17 protein-coding genes are annotated in these 17066 nt (G+C 63.7%); 14 read left to right on the top strand and 3 right to left on the bottom strand.

Annotated features, from left to right (window positions below; genetic code table 11):
- Positions 1-378 precede the first annotated feature (378 nt).
- The 6 genes from FAX90_RS15140 to FAX90_RS15115 all read left to right on the top strand — a co-directional run bounded on the left by FAX90_RS15140 (position 379) and on the right by FAX90_RS15115 (position 7412).
- Positions 379-2052, top strand: coding sequence for an ABC transporter ATP-binding protein (locus FAX90_RS15140; RefSeq protein ID WP_144098272.1), 1674 nt, complete (start codon positions 379-381; stop codon positions 2050-2052).
- Entirely contained in the window at positions 2049-3797 is a 1749-nt protein-coding gene (locus FAX90_RS15135) for a peptide ABC transporter substrate-binding protein (protein ID WP_144098271.1), read from the top strand. The genes FAX90_RS15140 and FAX90_RS15135 overlap by 4 nt, the downstream gene beginning before the upstream one ends.
- Positions 3798-4748, top strand: a complete 951-nt coding sequence (locus tag FAX90_RS15130; protein WP_144098270.1) for an ABC transporter permease — start codon at positions 3798-3800, stop codon at positions 4746-4748.
- Between the two features lie 2 nt (positions 4749-4750).
- Positions 4751-5677: an ABC transporter permease gene (locus FAX90_RS15125; protein ID WP_205700706.1), complete on the top strand. Its 927-nt coding sequence runs from the start codon at positions 4751-4753 to the stop codon at positions 5675-5677.
- 61 nt (positions 5678-5738) lie between these two features.
- Positions 5739-6599, top strand: a complete 861-nt coding sequence (locus tag FAX90_RS15120; RefSeq protein WP_144098269.1) for a GNAT family N-acetyltransferase — start codon at positions 5739-5741, stop codon at positions 6597-6599.
- Between the two features lie 150 nt (positions 6600-6749).
- Entirely contained in the window at positions 6750-7412 is a 663-nt protein-coding gene (locus FAX90_RS15115) for a haloacid dehalogenase type II (protein ID WP_144098268.1), read from the top strand.
- 98 nt (positions 7413-7510) lie between these two features.
- Here the strand turns inward: FAX90_RS15115 and FAX90_RS15110 are convergent, their stop codons facing one another.
- Positions 7511-8374: a CopD family protein gene (locus FAX90_RS15110; RefSeq protein WP_144098267.1), complete on the bottom strand. Its 864-nt coding sequence runs from the start codon at positions 8372-8374 to the stop codon at positions 7511-7513.
- An 18-nt stretch (positions 8375-8392) separates the two neighbouring features.
- The gene (gene copC / locus FAX90_RS15105) at positions 8393-8767 is read right to left on the bottom strand and encodes a copper homeostasis periplasmic binding protein CopC (RefSeq protein WP_144098266.1); all 375 of its coding nucleotides are present in this window, start codon (positions 8765-8767) and stop codon (positions 8393-8395) included.
- A 184-nt stretch (positions 8768-8951) separates the two neighbouring features.
- On the opposite strand from copC, the gene FAX90_RS15100 reads away from it, so the two are divergent.
- From FAX90_RS15100 to FAX90_RS15065, 8 genes are all read left to right on the top strand, one after another.
- On the top strand, positions 8952-9209 hold the full coding sequence (locus tag FAX90_RS15100) for a hypothetical protein (protein WP_144098265.1): 258 nt from the start codon (positions 8952-8954) through the stop codon (positions 9207-9209).
- The gene (locus FAX90_RS15095; protein WP_144098264.1) at positions 9209-9652 is read left to right on the top strand and encodes a Spy/CpxP family protein refolding chaperone; all 444 of its coding nucleotides are present in this window, start codon (positions 9209-9211) and stop codon (positions 9650-9652) included. Before FAX90_RS15100 ends, FAX90_RS15095 begins: the two co-directional genes overlap by 1 nt.
- A gap of 4 nt (positions 9653-9656) precedes the next feature.
- Complete coding sequence (locus tag FAX90_RS15090; RefSeq protein ID WP_420810983.1) at positions 9657-10235, top strand: RNA polymerase sigma factor; 579 nt, start codon at positions 9657-9659, stop codon at positions 10233-10235.
- Positions 10236-10288: 53 nt separating this feature from the next.
- On the top strand, positions 10289-12034 hold the full coding sequence (locus FAX90_RS15085) for a copper resistance system multicopper oxidase (protein WP_144098263.1): 1746 nt from the start codon (positions 10289-10291) through the stop codon (positions 12032-12034).
- Positions 12034-13074 carry a copper resistance protein B gene (locus FAX90_RS15080; protein ID WP_144098262.1) on the top strand — a complete coding sequence of 347 codons (1041 nt, stop codon included), beginning with the start codon at positions 12034-12036 and terminating at the stop codon, positions 13072-13074. The genes FAX90_RS15085 and FAX90_RS15080 overlap by 1 nt, the downstream gene beginning before the upstream one ends.
- A gap of 154 nt (positions 13075-13228) precedes the next feature.
- The gene (locus FAX90_RS15075) at positions 13229-13864 is read left to right on the top strand and encodes a copper resistance protein B (RefSeq protein WP_170235006.1); all 636 of its coding nucleotides are present in this window, start codon (positions 13229-13231) and stop codon (positions 13862-13864) included.
- A gap of 139 nt (positions 13865-14003) precedes the next feature.
- A complete protein-coding gene (locus tag FAX90_RS15070) occupies positions 14004-15323 on the top strand; it encodes an NAD(P)/FAD-dependent oxidoreductase (RefSeq protein ID WP_144098260.1) in 1320 nt (439 codons plus the stop codon).
- 61 nt (positions 15324-15384) lie between these two features.
- On the top strand, positions 15385-16569 hold the full coding sequence (locus tag FAX90_RS15065; RefSeq protein ID WP_144098259.1) for a M20 aminoacylase family protein: 1185 nt from the start codon (positions 15385-15387) through the stop codon (positions 16567-16569).
- 3 nt (positions 16570-16572) lie between these two features.
- Here the strand turns inward: FAX90_RS15065 and FAX90_RS15060 are convergent, their stop codons facing one another.
- Positions 16573-17061 (bottom strand): Lrp/AsnC family transcriptional regulator, encoded by a 489-nt coding sequence (locus FAX90_RS15060; protein ID WP_144098258.1) that lies wholly within the window; start codon positions 17059-17061, stop codon positions 16573-16575.
- Positions 17062-17066: the final 5 nt, after the last annotated feature.

Here is a 17066-nt window from a genome sequence, read left to right as displayed (position 1 = left end):
TGCCCAGATCCGGTCATCGGCAAGGGGCAGGCCCTCTTTCGGCCCGTGTGATACGCCCATTTCCCCCGCGCGTGGGGGAAGGGGGAATGATGGCGCCTACCCTCAAATTCTCACGGGAAAAGCTGCGTCGGCGGCTGGCGCGAGGAGGGCGGATCGTCGCGGAAATGCCAAGCAGTGAACACATTACAATATTTCCTGCTGCGGCGCTGCGCAGATTTGATGAATATGGCGACCGGGAACCATCACACTTGCAAGGTGGATAGAGCAGCCGGTCGCCAGGCCGTGGCCCTTGCGCAATCGTGCAGGGGCGTTGGACGGGCGAACGACAAGCCGGGACCGTGAGCCCGGTGGATCGCCAAGCAGAGGGATTTTGGCCGAATGGTTGAAAACGCGGAGCCAACGACAACCGGCGACCTTGCCCTGTCCGTGCGCGATCTTACCGTCGCGCTGCCGAAGGGCATGGACCGGCTCTACGCGGTCGAGAACGTCTCCTTCGATCTTCAGCGCGGCAAGATCCTGTGCATCATCGGGGAATCGGGTTCCGGCAAGTCGGTCTCGGCCAATGCCATCATGGGGCTGCTGCCCAATGCGCTGCGCGTGCAGTCGGGCAGCATCGTGCTTGACGGCGTCGACGTCACAACTTCGCCGCCGCATGTCCTGCGCGATCTGCGCGGCCGGGTCGCTTCGATGATCTTCCAGGACCCGCTTTCCGCGCTCAACCCCCTGATGACCGTGGGTGCGCAGATCGAGGAAGTGATGGCGGCGCACGATGTCGGCACACCGCAATCGCGGGCCGAGAAGGCATTGTCGTTGCTGCGCGAGGTGAACCTGCCCGATCCCGAGGTGATGATTCACCAGTACCCGTTCCGCCTTTCCGGCGGACAGCGCCAGCGCGTGATGATCGCGATGGCGCTGGCTCTGGAACCGGCGGTGCTGATCGCGGACGAGCCGACCACCGCGCTCGACGTGACGACGCAGGCACAGATTCTCGAACTCATTCGCGAAATCCAGCAGCGCAAGGGCATGAGCGTGATGTTCATCACCCATGACTTCGGCGTCGTCGCCCAGATCGCGGACGATGTCGTGGTGATGGAAAAGGGCCACATCGTTGAACGGGGCAGCGCGCAGCAGGTGCTGAACGCGCCCGAACATCCCTATACCAAACAGCTGATCGCCGCCGTCCCGAAGATGCGCCGCGACGACCGCGAAACCGACGCGCCGGCAACGGGCGTTTCGCAATTGCTGGAAGTCGAAGGGCTGACCAAGACTTATCGGACCGCGCGCGGCATGTTCCAGCCGCCCCGCATCGTGAAGGCGGTGAACGACATTTCCTTCGATCTTGCGCCGGGACGCACGCTGGGCGTCGTCGGGGAATCGGGTTCGGGCAAGTCGTCGCTGGGCCGCGTGCTGATGAAGCTGCTCGACAACGAAGGCGGCTCGATCCGTTTCGAGGGGCAGGAGATCGCGGGCCTTTCGGAAAAAGCGTTCAAGCCGCTGCGCACGAAAATCCAGATGATCTTCCAGGACCCGTTCGCATCGCTGAACCCGCGCGCGACCATCGGTTACAGCCTGACGGTCGGACCGATCGCGCACGGCATGTCCAAGGCCGAGGCGCGGGAACAGGCGAAAGCGCTGCTCGAACGCGTCGGCCTTAACGCCAGCGCCTACGACCGGTATCCGCACGAGTTTTCCGGCGGCCAGCGTCAGCGTGTCGGCATTGCCCGCGCGTTGATGTTCAGGCCCAAGCTGCTCATCGCGGACGAGGCTGTGTCGGCGCTCGACGTGTCGATCCAGGCCCAGATCCTGGAACTGCTTCAGGAAATCCAGCGTGAAACCGGCGTGGCGATGATCTTCATCACCCACGACTTGCGCGTGGCAAGCCAGATCTGTGACGAAATCGCGGTCATGCAGAAGGGCCAGATCGTCGAATACGGGCCGCCTTCGCAGATCTTCATCGCGCCCCGATCCGAATACACACGCGAACTGGTGGCCGCCATTCCGGGCCGCGCCAGCGACCTTGCAGAAGCCGCGCAGGCAGGAAGCGTTCGATGACCGATACGAGCATGAAACAAGGGATCGGCCGGCGCGGCGTGCTGGCGGCGCTGGCCGTGGGCGGCGGCGGGATCATCGCGTATAATCTGCTGGGCAAGCCGGACGCGGATACCGCATCGGACGGGACGAATGCCGCGCGCGTGTCGCGGCGCGACCTTGATGAAGTCGTCGTCGGCCTGTCGCAGGAACCGACCGTTTTCAACCCGTTGATGGTCCATTCCGAGGCCGACGACGGGGTTCTGTTTTCCGTCTTCGACGCGCTCGTTCGGATGGACCCGCAGGGTCGTCTTCAGCCCAATCTGGCGGCGGAAGTTCCCAGCCTTGAAAACGGCGGCATTTCCGCCGACGGCCTCAACTGGCGGATCAAGCTGCGCGATGACGTGCGCTGGCACGATGGCCGTCCGTTTACGGCAGAGGACGTGAAGTTCACGCTGGAGCTGATTGTCAATCCCGATTTCCGCGCCTGGCGCACGTCGGGCCACTCGCTGGTGCGCGACATCACGGTCGTTTCGCCGACCGAGATCACCTGGCGCATGGAAGAGCCGTTTGCGCCCTACCTGTCGTTCCTGTGCGAAACCTTCATCGTGCCGCGTCACGTATTCGATGGGGCGGACGACCTCAATTCCATCCCCTTCAATCAGCATCCTGTGGGCACCGGTGCGTTCAAGTGGGGCGTGCGTGTTCCGGGCGATCACCTGGAACTCGTCGCCAACGAGGAATACTTTGGCGAGGGCCCGTATCTCGACCGCCTGATCTTCAAGTACATTCCCGACATCACCGTGCTCTACACCCAGTTCAAGAGCGGCGGGATCGATATGGTGGGCCAAGTCTACATCTCGCCCGACAACTACAAGGAAGCGAGCAAGCTTCCGGGCAAGGTGGTCGAGCCTGTCCTGTCGTCATCGGTCGAATCGTTCTACCTCAACCTCGGCCGGCCGCAGTTCCGCGAACTGGCCGTGCGCCGCGCGCTCTATCACGCGCTGGACCGGCGCTCGATCATCGATTCGCTTTACGACGGCGTACCCGAGGCGACCGAGACCTTCATGCCGAAGCAGTCGTTCTTCTATAATCCGAACCTGCCCGAACATCGCTTCGACCTTGCCGAGGCGCGCCGACTTCTGGACGAGGCAGGCTGGGTTCCGGGCAGCGATGGCATCCGCGCCAAGAACGGGGTGCGCCTGTCGTTCGAAAACTCGACGACGTCGGGCGACCACTTGCGCGAAATGGCGCAGCAATACATCCAGCAGACCTTCCGCGAGATCGGGGTCGAGATCACCATCGCGAACCTGCCATCTGCAGTGATGTGGGGCGATTTCTGGACGCAGTCGGAATTCGATTCCGTGCTCGTCGGCAGTACCTACCTGATCGGCGGAGATCCCGACGCGACCAACCGCCTGCACAGCCGGTCGATCAATGTTCAGGGCGGCAGCGGATCGAACAACGCACAGTACAAAAACGCGCGGGTCGACGCCTTGCTCGACAAGGGAGCACGCACTTTCGATCAGGAAGAACGCCGCGCGATCTATTTCGAGGTGCAGGAAATCGTGCGTCACGACCTGCCGCTGCTGCCGATCTTCCAATACCGCAACGTGTTCGGGCGCGATGCCGACATCAAGGGCTTTGAGGCCAACAGCAATACACGCACCGAATCGTGGCACGCCGCGGGCTGGTATCTGGCCGACGGCAACCGCAAGCCCGATGGCGACGCGGCCGCGCCCTCCAGCCAGACCAAGAAGGAGGGTTGAATGCTGCGCTTCCTGCTCAATCGCCTCGTGCAGATCGTCATCCTTCTGGTGATCGTCTCACTGATCGGATTCTTCATCCTGAACCTCATCCCCGGCGGCCCCTTGGCGCAATATGCGCTGGACCCCGGCATGACGGCGGACGACATGGAGCGTCTGAAGGAACAGCTTGGGCTCAACCGCCCGATCTGGGTCCAGTACCTCGACTGGGCCTGGCGCCTGGTTCAGGGCGACTGGGGGCATTCCTTCCGTGACGGTGCATCGGTGCTCGACGTGATTGCCCGGCACGTTCCGGCGACCTTGCTGCTGATGGGATCATCGACCGTGATTGCGATCGGTATCGGCACCTGGGTCGGCATTCGCGGGGCGACGCACCGTTATTCCACATTCGACAACGTGGCGACGATCGCCGCGATGGTCGCGCTGTCGATCCCGACGTTCTGGTTCGGCCTTGTCGGCATCTACATATTCTCGCTGCAGCTCGGCTGGCTGCCGGCGGGCAACATGTATTCTGTCGGTGACCAGTCGGTGCTGGACTACCTGCACCACCTGATCATGCCGAGCATCGTGCTGGCGCTGGTCCATATCGCGATCTGGAGCCGGTACATGCGCACCGCGACGCTGGACGTGATGAACCAGGATTTCGTCAAGACCGCGCGTGCCAAGGGGTTGAGCGAGCGGCGCATCCTGATGAAGCACATCGTCGGTAATGCGCTGCTGCCGATGATAACGCTGGCCGGGATGCAGCTTCCTGCCCTTTTGACGGGCGCGCTGGTGACCGAAACGGTGTTCACCTGGCCGGGCATGGGCCGCCTGTTCCTCGATTCTGTCAGTTACGGTGATTATCCCGTGGTCATGGGCCTGCTGATGTTTTCGGCCGTCCTCGTCATCTTCGGCAACCTCCTGGCCGACATCGCGGTCGCGATCGTCGATCCGCGCATCCGGTTGAGCTGATCATGAGCGCACAGACCATCACCACGCCCCCTCCCGAAAGGAACGAGCCGATGACCGCCGTTGCAGCCCCTGAGCAACAGGCCCGTTGGTGGGAAAGCCGTACGGCGCGCAAGTTCGCGAACCATCGCCTTGCGCTTCTGGGCCTTGCGATGATCACGATCCTGACGCTTGCCTGTTTCCTCGGGCCGGTGTTCCTGTCGCACGATCCGCTGTGGATCGATCTTGGCGTGCGGTTCACCCCGCCGCTGACCGACGGGTTCCTGTTCGGAACCGATCCGCTGGGCCGCGACATGCTGGCCCGGTTGCTCATGGCGGGCAGTGTTTCGCTGCTCGTCGCGTTTTCGGCGATGTTCATGTCGACGCTGCTGGGCACGTTCGTCGGGCTTGTCGCGGGATACCGGGGCGGCTGGATCGGTGCTGCGCTGATGCGCATGGTCGATGGCTTCCTGGCGTTTCCCTCGATCTTCCTGCTGCTCGCGCTTGCAGCCGCACTGAAGCCCACGCCCACGATGGTCACGATCATCATCGCCATTACCGGCTGGATGGAAGTGGCCCGCATCGTCGAAGCCGAAGTGCGATCGTTGCGCGAACGCGAATTCGTACAGGCAGGACGCATGCTCGGCCTTGGCAACTGGCACATCATGGTGCGCGAAATCCTGCCCAACGCGATGGGCCCGATCATCGTTGCGGCAACGCTTACCGTGGCCCGCGCCATCCTGCTCGAAGCCTACATCAGCTTCCTGGGCTATGGCATTCAGCCCCCGCTGCCCAGCTGGGGCAACATGCTGGGCGGCGCACAGCAGTACCTCGCCACCGCACCGTGGCTGGCGATCATCCCCGGTGTCGCGATCACGATCGCGGTGACCAGCTTCAACTTCGTCGGCGACGGCCTGCGCGACGCGCTGGACGTGCGCGACGACAAGGCCTGAGGGCTTCGGGCCCGAGCAGATCGGGCCCGATCCCAGCCGCAACCCGAATTCAAGGCGACCCATGACCCAATCCACGCCCTCCGCCCCCGTCTCCAACAAGGTCGTTCCGATGACGGCCGCGCACCTGCCGCAGGCGCTTGCGCTGTCGCAGGCAGTGAAGTGGCCCTACCGTCTGGAAGACTGGCAAGTCGCCTTCGAACTCGGCAATGCCTACGCGGTCGAACAGGATGGCGAACTTGTCGCCACGGCGCTGTGGTGGCCTTATGAACCGGACTATGCCTCGACCGGGATGATCATCGTTGCCGACAAGGCGCAGCGCCAGGGCATCGGCGCATTGCTTATGAAGGCGATGCTGGACGATGCCGCCGGGCGGAACATCATCCTCAATTCCACGGCCGAGGGCGAGGTGCTCTACACCCGCAACGGTTTCGTACCCTATGACGCGGTGCTGCAATTCCAGGACGTCCTGGCCGCGGCACCCGCGACCGATGCTTCTGTTCCGCTTCGCGCGATGACGGCGGCGGACCGCGATGCCGTTCTGGCGATCGATCGCGAAGGGTCCGGAATGGGCCGTAGCGCGATGGTCGACCGGCTTTGCGCCGATGGCGACGTTCTGGTCGTGGACCGGGACGGCGCGGTCAGCGGCTATGGCATCGTGCGCCGGTGGGGCCGCGGGGTCGTGGTCGGCCCGGTTATCGCCCGCGACGAAACCGATGCGAAGGCGCTGATCGGCGCGCTTGCGGCGGACCATGTCGGCACATTCGTCCGCATCGACGTGACCGAAAGCTGCGGTCTGGGTTCCTGGCTGGAAACGCTGGGCCTGCCGCAGGTTGGCCGGGTCATCACGATGGCGCGCGGGCAACGCCCGCAGCCCGGTCCGGCGGCGACTCTGTTCGCGCTATCCAACCAGTCGCTGGGATAGCCGCATTTCCTGCCGCCCGGCGGGCGATGTTCCGAAAAGGGGGCGAAAAAGGCGAGAATGTTCTTCGGGCACCCCTATCGACAGGTGAAAAGCCGGTAACAGCCCGAATAATCTACGGCTCAGTTCAAAACGCGAAAGGTAAACAGGTCGATGTTCAGGCCCAAGTATATAACCTTCGACTGCTACGGCACGATTATCAACTTTGCCATGGGCCCCACGGCTCGTGAAGTTTTTGCCGATCGTGTCAGCGCGGAAGAGATGGATGCATTCGTCGAATCCTTCCGTGGATACCGGTTGGATGAAGTCCTCGGGGCGTGGAAGCCGTTCTACGATGTCGTCGCCAACGCGGTGGCGCGCACCTGCAAGAAGCACGGCGTGACCTGCACCAAGGAAGACTTCGACGTGTTCTACAACGCGATCCCGACGTGGCAGCCGCATAGCGACGCTCCGGGGCCGCTGGCCCGCGTGGCGGAAAAGATCCCGCTCGTCATCCTCTCGAACTCGATGATCGACCTCATCCCGCACAGCGTGAAGAACATCGGCGTGCCGTTCCACGCGGCGCTGACCGCCGAAGAAGCGCAGTGCTACAAGCCGCGGATGGGCGCGTTCGAATTCATGTTCGACAAGCTTGGCTGCGGCCCGGAAGACATCATGCACGTGTCGTCCAGCCCGCGTTACGACCTGATGACGGCCTATGACCTTGGCATCGCCACGAAGGTCATGGTGACTCGCGGGCACGAGCCCAAGGTCGACGGCTACGACCTCAACTTCATCAAGGATTTCAGCGAACTGCCGGGGCTGGTCGGTCTCTGATCCACCTTCTCGGCTGGACCCGGTAACAACGGCGGGCGGCACTTGTGCAAGGCAGGTGCCGCCCGTTTCGTTTTGGCCGTTTCGTTTTCGTGGTGGCTCTAAACGGCGCCCGCCGGATTGCTGAGGCCGATGATCGCGACGAGGGCGAAGATCCCCACGGCGCAGGACGCCTCGAGCAAGAGCGAGGTGCCCAGCCGCCCGGCGGAACCCGGCGCGCCCGCTTCGTAAGCAGGGGTCAGTTTCCAGCGGTTGACCGCTGCAAAGGCCAGCATGGCGGCGAACAGGCCCAGCTTGACGATCAGCAAGAACGACCATGTGCTGGACCATGCAAATCCGTGCTGTGCGATTAGCCAGCCGTTGACCGTGCCGGTCACGGCCAGGGTGGCGACGATCACGGTCCCCGTGGCGGCAAAGGCGCGAAGGCGGGAGACCAATGTCACTCGTCCCGCGCCGGAGCGGATGAGCGATGCCAGGAACACGATCAGCGCGCCGAACCAGACCGCCGCGGCCAGCAGGTGGATCGCGTCGAACAGGCGCTGGACATGGCCCGTCATGCCTTCGGCCGCGCCGGGGTGCCCGGTCCAGACCCCGGCGATCGGAATTGCCGCCGCGATCAGGCCCAGGATCAGCGTTCGCGGCAGGAACGCCGCGGCCAGCAAGACGCCGATAGCGGCGGCCAGCCTTACGTCTAACACCGTGCCTATCGGAGTCGCCCCCGCGACGGCGGAGAACATTTCATAATCGAGGTCGCCCAGCGGCAGTGCGGCCATCGCCGCGACACTGGCGGCGGCCCACCATGCCGCGATGGCGGCCGCCGCGATCGCGCCTGCCGCCATGGCAAGGCGCAGTCCCTTGCCAGCCTCGACAGTGCCTGAAATGCGCAAGTAGAGGGGGATCCCGGCCAGTCCCAGCGCCACGACATAAAGCGCGGCGCGAGCCAGAACGACGTTCGTATCATCCATACCGAGACCCCCGACCCATTACTTCACCTTGAAGCTGTACTTGCCCTCGATGCGATGCTGATCGGCGGCAACCGCATGCCACTTCAGATCGTAAGTGCCCGCCGGAAGCGCGCGGGGCAGGACCACCGTCATTGTCTTGTCGGTCACTTCGGTCTTGAAACCCTTTACCGGCATCGGCTTGTGGTTCGCCATTCCGGGCATGCCGGTCATCGTGATTTCAACGCCGGAGATCGGCCCGACCAGCGTTTCGGAGAACGTGAGCGTTAGCTTTGTCGGCTTTGCAACGGTCGATTCCGCCTTGGGGTCGGCGGCGACCAGTCGCGGGTGGGCATAGGCCGAAACCGGGGCGGCAAGCGCGGCCAGCATGGTAAGGGCAGAGATGATGGACTTCATCGGATATTCCTTCGTCAGCGGTTCCGGCGGTACGATCTGGGCCGGCCATGCTTGATGATACGCGGTGCAAGGCGCTATCCCTTGAAATACTTTCGGGCTTCCGGCGGGCCGCCTGCATGAGGGATCGGGGTGCGGCGTGCGTATGACTGGATGAATATGACAGAGATGACAGAGAGCCAGGACAATGGATAGGATCGATACCATGCTCGCATCGCTGCGCGACGAGAGCGTTCCGGCCGGGCTGTCGCAGATCGACGGCGCGGTCATGGACGGCCTCGGCACGGTGCAGGAGCAGGCCTTTTCGCGCCGCGCGCTGACGCTGGCTGCCTGTATCGCGGCCAGCGCGGGTCTTGCACTTGGCCTTGATGGCGGATCGCCGGCGGCGGCCGAACCGTTGCTGGCGATGCCGGTGTCCGCGCCCTCGCACCTGCTGAACGGTTGATGCGCGGCCTGTCGCGTTATGTCACGGTAGCGCTCGTCGCGGTCGTCGCGGCGCTTGCCGCGCTGTGGATCGCGCAAGGCCTGCCGCGCGAAGAGGCAGCGAACGGCGGCCGCCTGCACGCGATCATGCACGAACAGCTGGACCTCGACCCCGGACAGGAAAAACAGATCCACGCGCTGGAGACGAGTTTCGCGCAGAAGCGCGAGACGCTGGAGGCCGAACTGGCCGCGGCAAACCGCGATCTGGCCAAGGCGGTGGCGAACGAACACGCCTATGGCCCCGCGGTGGAGCGCGCGGTCGATCGATCGCACATGGCGATGGGCGAACTGCAGAAGGCGACGCTCAGCCATGTCTTTGCGATGCGGGCCATCCTGCGTCCAGACCAGGCGCAGGTATACGACGAAGCCGTGGCCGAGGCCCTGACCCAACCCGCGCAAGACTAACGCCATCGTGGCCGATCCGCCCGAAGATACGCCGCCCGCATATGCCGACGACGGCGAAGCGGCGGCGGCAGCCATGCGCGGGCAGCAGGCGGCCTATAGCTGGCTGATGGACCGTCATCGCACAGCCGTCTTCCGGTTTGCCCGCGGACAGGTCGGTGACGAGGACGAGGCGCTCGACATCACGCAGGAATGTTTCGTGGCCGCCTTTGCCGCCCTGCGCCGATACGATCCGTCGCGGTCGTTTCGCACGTGGCTGCTGGCCATCGCGGTCAACAAGTGCCGCGACTGGGCCAGACGGCGGGCCGTCCGGCGCTTTTTCACCTTTGCGGCACCGCTGAACGAGGCCATGCCGGTCGCCGACACCGCGCCCGACCCGGAAAGCGCGGCGGCGTCGAACGAGGGCGTCAGGCGCATCCGCGAGGCACTGGCCGCATTGCCTGCAAACCTTCGCGAACCGCTCGTCCTCTGTACGATAGAGGGGATGAGCCAGGCCGAGGCCGCCGAGGTACTGGGCATCAACCGCAAGGCGGTCGAAACGCGCATCTATCGCGCCCGTGCGAAGCTTTCCGAAACGATCGGCTGAAGAATGATGTCGCATCGGTGAGGGATCGCGACCGAAGGCCCGTATAGAAGGGCATGACCTGCCCCGATTCCCTCAGCCGCCGCCGTTTCATCGCTGGTTCGGGCGCGCTTGCCGCCGCGCTTGGCAGCGGCGCGTTGTTTCCCGCATGGGCCCGCAACGGCACGCACGGCATGACCGCGACCAATATGCCTGAAGTGCTTTCGGGTGAGGATATTGCGCTTACCATCGGGAACAGCCGTTTTTCGACCGCGGGCCGCACGGGCCATGCCATCACCGTCAACGGAACGCTGCCTGCGCCGCTGATCCGCCTGCGCGAGGGGCAGAACGTGCGGCTGGCGGTGACCAACACGCTGGACGAACAATCCTCGATCCACTGGCATGGGCTGCTGCTGCCCTTCGATATGGACGGAGTGCCCGGGGTCAGCTTTCCGGGCATCGATGCGGGCGAAACCTTCGTCTACGATTTCCCGCTGATCCAGTCGGGTACTTACTGGTATCACAGCCATTCGGGCATGCAGGAAGCGATGGGGCTTTACGGGCCCATTGTCGTCGATCCGGCCGATGGCGCGCGCGATTATGACCGCGAACACGTCCTTGTCCTGTCCGATTTTTCGACCATGCATCCGCACGAACAGCTCCGCCGGCTGAAAGTGATGGGCGGATATTTCAATCAGCAGCGCCAGACCATCGCCGGCCTTTTGGCGGGCGAGGGGCAGGACCTGGCTGAACGGCTGGAATGGGCGCAGATGCGCATGGACCCGACCGACATTTCCGACGTCACAGGCGATACCTACACTTATCTGGTCAACGGCCATTCGAGCATGGAGAACTGGACCGGCATATTCCGGCCGGGTGAGCGGGTGAAGCTGCGCATCATCAACGCATCGTCGATGACGAATTTCAATTTCCGCCTGCCCGACCTGCCGATGACGGTGGTTGCCGCCGATGGGCTGGCGGTAAAGCCGGTCGAGACCGACGAATTGCAGATCGCCATTGCCGAGACCTACGACGTCGTCGTCACCCCGCGCGAGGAAGCGCACGGCATCATCGCCGAGGCCATCGACCGCAGCGGGCAGGTCCGTGGCACCCTGGCCACCCGCGTGGGACTGGCCGCACCGATCCCCGAAATCCGCAAGCGCCCGCTGCTGACGATGCGCGACATGGGGATGGACATGTCCGGCATGGACATGGGCGATACGCTCGACCTCAGCCAGCCCGACAGCGGGGCGATGGATCATTCGTCGATGTCGATGCGCGACCCCTCGGTCGCGCCCGAAGTGAAGATGGGGCCGGGCGTCGCCTCGCTTTCGCCGATGCCGGTCGACCGGCTGGGCGATATTCCCACCGGGCTGGAAGACGTGGGCCACCGCGTGCTGACATATGCGCAGCTGCGTTCCGCAGAGCCCAATCCCGATCCGCGCGTGCCAAGCCGCGAGGTCGACCTGCACCTCACCGCGAACATGGAACGGTACATGTGGTCGATCAACGGTGAGGATTTCAGCAATAGCCCGCCGCCGATCCCGTTCCGGTTGAACGAAAGGGTCCGCGTCAACCTCATCAACGATACGATGATGCCGCACCCGATCCACCTGCACGGCCATTTCTTCGAACTGGTCTCGGGCGAACCGGGCGACCGCGTGCTGAAGCATACCGTGAACGTGCTTCCGGGCGGCAAGGCATCGTTCGACCTGACGGCTGATGCGGTGGGCGACTGGGCATTTCACTGCCACATGCTGCTGCACATGCATTCCGGGATGATGCGTGTCGTCACCGTCCGCGACGAGGGGGGAGATGGCTGATGCGCCTGATCGCAACGCTCGCCAGCGCCAGCCTTGCCGCTATCGCCGCTCCGGCGACGGCGCAGGACCACTCGACGATGGATCACGGCGAGATGGACCACTCGCAAATGGACCATGGCGAGATGGATCACTCGACGATGGACCACGGTGAGATGGATCACTCGACGATGGATCACGGTGCCCTCGATCTATCCGCGATGGATCGCACAAATCCGGCGGACGAAACCGTGGAAAGCGTCGATCACGGCGCGATGGATCATTCCATGCATCACGGCATGGAAATGCCGACCGTTCCCGACCAGCCGGGCGACGCGCCCGCGCCGCTGCCTCCGACCGATCATGCCGCCGATGCGATCTTCGGGGCCGACGTCATGGCCGCATCGCGCGATCACCTTTACAGCGACATGGAATTCACCCGCCTCTTCATCGGGTTCGATCTGCTCGAATATCGGGTGGCAGACGGGCCGGACGGTTACGTGGTCGAGGGCAGTGCCTGGTATGGCGGCGACATCGACCGGGCCGTCCTGACATGGTCGGGCGAAGGCGAGTTCGGCGAAGCGCCCGAAACGGCCGAGCTGCAGGCCTATTGGCGCCACGCGTTGAACCCGTGGTTCAACCTTCAGCTTGGTGCGCGCCACGACATCCGGCCCGACCCGGAACGCACGTATGCCCTGATCGGGATAGAGGGTCTTGCGCCCTACTGGATCGAGGCGGATGCGCAGGCCTTCGTCTCCGACAAGGGTGACGTCCATCTGCGCGGCAAGGCGATGCACGACATGCGCATCACGCAGCGGCTAGTTTTCGAACCGGAGGTCGAGGTCGACGTCGCTTTGCAGGACGTGCCCGAACTGGGCATCGGCGCAGGGTTGGATTCGTTCGAACTGTCGGGCCGCTTGCGGTATGAGATCGAACGCAATTTCGCGCCCTATGTCGGTGTGTCTTGGGAACGCAAGGTCGGCGGCAGCGCCGATTTCGCCCGCGAAGAGGGTGAGAATCCTTCGCGCGTCACACTTCTTGCAGGGCTGCGTTTCTGGTTCTGAACGAAGTATCGGAAGCAGGCGCGATCCCGGCACAAAAATGTGGTCACAAGATCGAGAAACGGTAACATCTGCCCGACGGCTATGCCAATTTGGGCGGATGAGGAACATCTGCATCGCATTGTCCGCCGCCCTTTGTGTCCAGGCCGCACCGGCCATGGCCCAGGCGATTTCGGTCGAAGTCGACCGTTTCGAATTGCAGGCGGGGGAGGGGGACGATCCTTTCCTCTTCGATTCCACCGCCTCGATCGGCTCGGACAGCGTTGCCGCGGTATTCAAGGCCGAAGGCGGGCATGAGGACAGCCGTCTCGACGTGCAGGAAGTCGAAAGCAAGGCGATGATCGCCTTCATGCCGACGGATGGCACGACCCTTATGGCAGGTGTCAGGCACGACTTTCGCCGTGGAAGCGACCTGACCTTTGCGACCCTTGCGATCGAGCAGTCGCTCGGTTCGCTGCTCGAAGGGGAGCACTATCTCTTCCTGTCCGAAGACGGTGATGTGACCGGCGCGGCGCAGGTTCTGGCGGGGCTTCCGGTCATGCCGTCGCTGACGCTCGAGCCGCGTTTTGTGGTCAGCTGGTCGGCACAGGAAATCGCCGAAGAGGACACCGGAAGCGGCGTCACCGACGTCGAACTTTCAGTGCGCCTGCGACAGGCCATCGGGCCGATCTTCAACGTCTATGTCGGCGCGATGCATGAACGTCTTGTCGGCAATACCCGCGACATTGCCCGTGCCAACGGGGATCGCGCAAACGTCACGCGCGCCCTTGTCGGTGCGGGCCTATCGTTCTGAGCGACGCTCCCGATCGACAAAACTGAGGTTCATGCCGAATTGGCGGGCGAAACGACAGATCATGTTGCGCGGCAGATGGCATCGGCCATCACATTGTCATGCCTGACGGCTCTACCAACCGCGAGAATTCGGATTCGCCATGAACCCTGAGATCAAACGCATAGCCAGTGACGAAACCCTTCCCGAGGCGGCGGATGTCGTCGTCGTCGGGGGCGGGATTATCGGTACCTGTGCGGCGTACTACCTGGCCCGGCGCGGTCATTCGGTGGCGCTTCTCGAAAAGGGCTATCTCGGCTGCGAACAGTCCAGCCGGACCTGGGGCTGGTGTCGCCAGCAGAACCGCGACCGCCGCGAAATGCCGCTTGCCGGATTGTCGTTGCGGTTGTGGGACGCTTTCAACGAAGAGATCGGGCAGGACGTCGGCTTCCGGCGCACGGGCCTGATCTACGCGACCGATGACGAAAAGCAGCTTGCCGAATGGGCCGCGTGGCGCCCCATAGCGGAGGAGTTCGAGGTCAACACTTATATGCTCACCGCCAGCCAGGCGGCAGAGCGCATCCCGGAAAACCGCCGCAAGTGGGTTGGCGGCCTGCATTCGGTAGAGGATGGCAGGGGCGCGCCGGAATTGGCCGTGCCGGTCATCGGCGAAGGTGCGCGCAAGTTCGGCGCCACCATCCACCAGGGCTGTGCCGCCCGCGGCGTGGAGACGACCAATGGCCGCGTTTCGGCCGTCGTGACCGAGCAGGGCACGATCCGCACCCAGGCCGTCGTCTGCGCGGGCGGGGCATGGGCTTCGCGGTTCGTCCGCCCGCTGGGCATCCGTTTTCCGCAGGCCTGCGTGCGGCAGACCGCGCTGCGCACCAGGCCGACCGAAAACGTGGGCGAAGTGCTCTATTGCCCGGATTTCGCGATGACGCGCCGGTTGGACGGAAGCTACACCATCGCCATCAGCGGCAAGGCCACGCTGGAGATCACGCCCAAGGGCATCCGCTTCGCGCGCGAATTCATGCCCCAGTTCATCAAGCGCCTGAAATCGGTGGAACTGGCCGTGGGCAAGTCGTTCTTCACCGGCCCGGATTCGCTCAAGGCGGTGTTGAGCGACGATCCGACCATCTTCGAGAAGTGCCGGGTTCTCTCTCCCGAGCCGAAGGAAAAGCTGGTCCGGACCATGATGACCAATGTTCAGGAAACGTTTCCCGAACTGGCCGATCTGACCATCGATCACGCATGGGGCGCCTATATCGATTCGACGCCCGATGCCGTGCCGGTTATCTCCAGGACCGAAGTTGGCGGACTGGTAATCGCCGCGGGCAGTTCGGGGCATGGATTTGGCCTTGGCCCCGGTTACGCGACGCTGGCCGCCGATCTTGTCACCGATGAAACGCCATGTGTCGATCCGACCGATCTCAGGCTTTCGCGGTTCGAGGACGGCTCTGCGATCGAAGTGGGCTCGCTCTGATCGTCACGGCCCGGCGGATCGGGTATAAGATGGGCGAATGGGCCCGTTGAAAGAGAACGCTATGCAGCACCAGACCGAAATCGACGCGATCGCGCGGATCGTACCGGACATGAAAGCGATCAGGCGGGACCTGCACAGGCACCCCGAACTGGCCTACGAGGAACATCGCACGGCCGGCATCGTCGCGGACGAGCTGCGCAAGATCGCCGGTATCGAGGTCACCGAACAGGTCGGCGGTACTGGCGTCGTGGGCACTTTGCGGCGCGGCAGCTCTGGCCGGTCCATCGGTCTGCGGGCGGACATGGATGCGCTGGGTTTTCATGAAGAGACCGGTCTCGATTATGCCAGCGTCAATCCGGGCAAGTTTCACGGCTGCGGCCACGACGGGCATACCGCGATGTTGCTGGGCGCGGCGCTCCATGTCGCCAACGACGTCGATTTCGACGGGACCGTCCATTTCATCTTCCAGCCAGCCGAAGAGGGCATGGCCGGTGCGCGGCGCATGATTGTCGAAGGCCTGTTTGACCGCTTCCCCTGTGACGAGGTCTATGCCCTGCACAACTGGCCCGACCTGCCGGCGGGTCAGTTCCAGACGCGTGCCGGACCGATCATGGCAGCGGCGGACAAGTTCACGATCAGCGTCAAGGGCAAGGGCGGCCACGCGGCGCTTCCCCACCAGACGCCCGATGCCCTGCTGGCGGCGTCCGACCTGGTGCTGCAGCTCAACACGATCGTGTCCCGGCGCGTCCGCGCGTTTGAGGCGGCGGTCGTATCCGTCACGATGGTACAGGGCGGAACGACGCATAACATCCTGCCGGCCGAAGTCCGCATCATCGGCACGGCCCGGACATTCGCGCCGGACATCCGCGATACGATCGAGCAGGCGGTTCGCGACATGACCGGCGGCATCGCGCAAAGCCATGGCGTGACCGTCGAGCTGGATTACGACCGGTATTATCCGGCGACCGTCAACGATGCCGCCTGCGCGGAAAAGGCGCTGAACGCGGCGAAGGCCGTTGCCGGTCTGGAGGCGAGCATGGCGCCTGAGGCGGCGTTCACGTCCGAAGACTTCTCGTTCATGCTGGAAGCCTTGCCAGGCGCCTATTGCTGGCTGGGCCAGGGCAGCGAGGGCGGATCGCCTGCGCTGCACAATCCGCACTACGATTTCAACGACGCGGTTCTGGGCAACGGTATCGCCTGGTTCGCGCAAGTCGTGCGGCAGAACCTTGGTCCGTCGGCGGAATAGGCCCTATTCGCCGAACAGGTTCTCGATCGGGAACTGGTGCTTGATGAACGGGCTCTTGATGACGACGTAGCTGAAGTACTTGCCGATGCCGTAATCGCTTTCGAGCATGCCTTCGATGATCGAGTGGTAATGGGCGACCCCGCGGGTGACGAATTTCAGCAGGTAGTCGTAGCCGCCCGACACGAGGTGGCATTCCACGATTTCGTCGAGCTTGATGATACGGCTTTCGAACCGGCTGAAATCGCCGCGGCGGTGTTCGTTAAGGGTAACTTCGGTGAACACCGTCAGGAATTCACCGAATTTCTTCAGATCGATATGTGCGCCGTAGCCGGAGATGTATCCGGCCTTTTCCAGCCGCTTCACACGGGTGAGGCAGGGGCTGGGCGACAGGCCGACCGCGTCGGAAAGTTCGACATTCGTGATGCGACCCGATTCCTGGAGCCTTGCCAGGATCTTCAGATCGATACGATCGAGTTTCGGGCCGAACGACATTTCGC

This window comes from Croceicoccus sediminis (assembly GCF_007570835.1).
GTDB classification, from domain to species: Bacteria; Pseudomonadota; Alphaproteobacteria; order Sphingomonadales; family Sphingomonadaceae; genus Croceicoccus; species Croceicoccus sediminis.
This window is presented reverse-complemented; position numbering and strand designations above follow the sequence as displayed.

Bases quoted from the DNA above. Each gene is read 5' to 3' on its own strand.
- FAX90_RS15125 (WP_205700706.1), top strand. From the start codon at position 4,751: ATGAGCGCACAGACCATCACCACGCCCCCTCCCGAAAGGAACGAGCCG.
- FAX90_RS15085 (WP_144098263.1), top strand. From the start codon at position 10,289: ATGACCTGCCCCGATTCCCTCAGCCGCCGCCGTTTCATCGCTGGTTCG.
- FAX90_RS15100 (WP_144098265.1), top strand. From the start codon at position 8,952: ATGGATAGGATCGATACCATGCTCGCATCGCTGCGCGACGAGAGCGTT.
- FAX90_RS15140 (WP_144098272.1), top strand. From the start codon at position 379: ATGGTTGAAAACGCGGAGCCAACGACAACCGGCGACCTTGCCCTGTCC.
- copC (WP_144098266.1), bottom strand. From the start codon at position 8,767: ATGAAGTCCATCATCTCTGCCCTTACCATGCTGGCCGCGCTTGCCGCC.
- FAX90_RS15080 (WP_144098262.1), top strand. From the start codon at position 12,034: ATGCGCCTGATCGCAACGCTCGCCAGCGCCAGCCTTGCCGCTATCGCC.
- FAX90_RS15130 (WP_144098270.1), top strand. From the start codon at position 3,798: ATGCTGCGCTTCCTGCTCAATCGCCTCGTGCAGATCGTCATCCTTCTG.
- FAX90_RS15115 (WP_144098268.1), top strand. From the start codon at position 6,750: ATGTTCAGGCCCAAGTATATAACCTTCGACTGCTACGGCACGATTATC.
- FAX90_RS15135 (WP_144098271.1), top strand. From the start codon at position 2,049: ATGACCGATACGAGCATGAAACAAGGGATCGGCCGGCGCGGCGTGCTG.
- FAX90_RS15065 (WP_144098259.1), top strand. From the start codon at position 15,385: ATGCAGCACCAGACCGAAATCGACGCGATCGCGCGGATCGTACCGGAC.
- FAX90_RS15095 (WP_144098264.1), top strand. From the start codon at position 9,209: ATGCGCGGCCTGTCGCGTTATGTCACGGTAGCGCTCGTCGCGGTCGTC.
- FAX90_RS15110 (WP_144098267.1), bottom strand. From the start codon at position 8,374: ATGGATGATACGAACGTCGTTCTGGCTCGCGCCGCGCTTTATGTCGTG.
- FAX90_RS15060 (WP_144098258.1), bottom strand. From the start codon at position 17,061: ATGTCGTTCGGCCCGAAACTCGATCGTATCGATCTGAAGATCCTGGCA.
- FAX90_RS15070 (WP_144098260.1), top strand. From the start codon at position 14,004: ATGAACCCTGAGATCAAACGCATAGCCAGTGACGAAACCCTTCCCGAG.
- FAX90_RS15075 (WP_170235006.1), top strand. From the start codon at position 13,229: ATGGCCCAGGCGATTTCGGTCGAAGTCGACCGTTTCGAATTGCAGGCG.
- FAX90_RS15120 (WP_144098269.1), top strand. From the start codon at position 5,739: ATGACCCAATCCACGCCCTCCGCCCCCGTCTCCAACAAGGTCGTTCCG.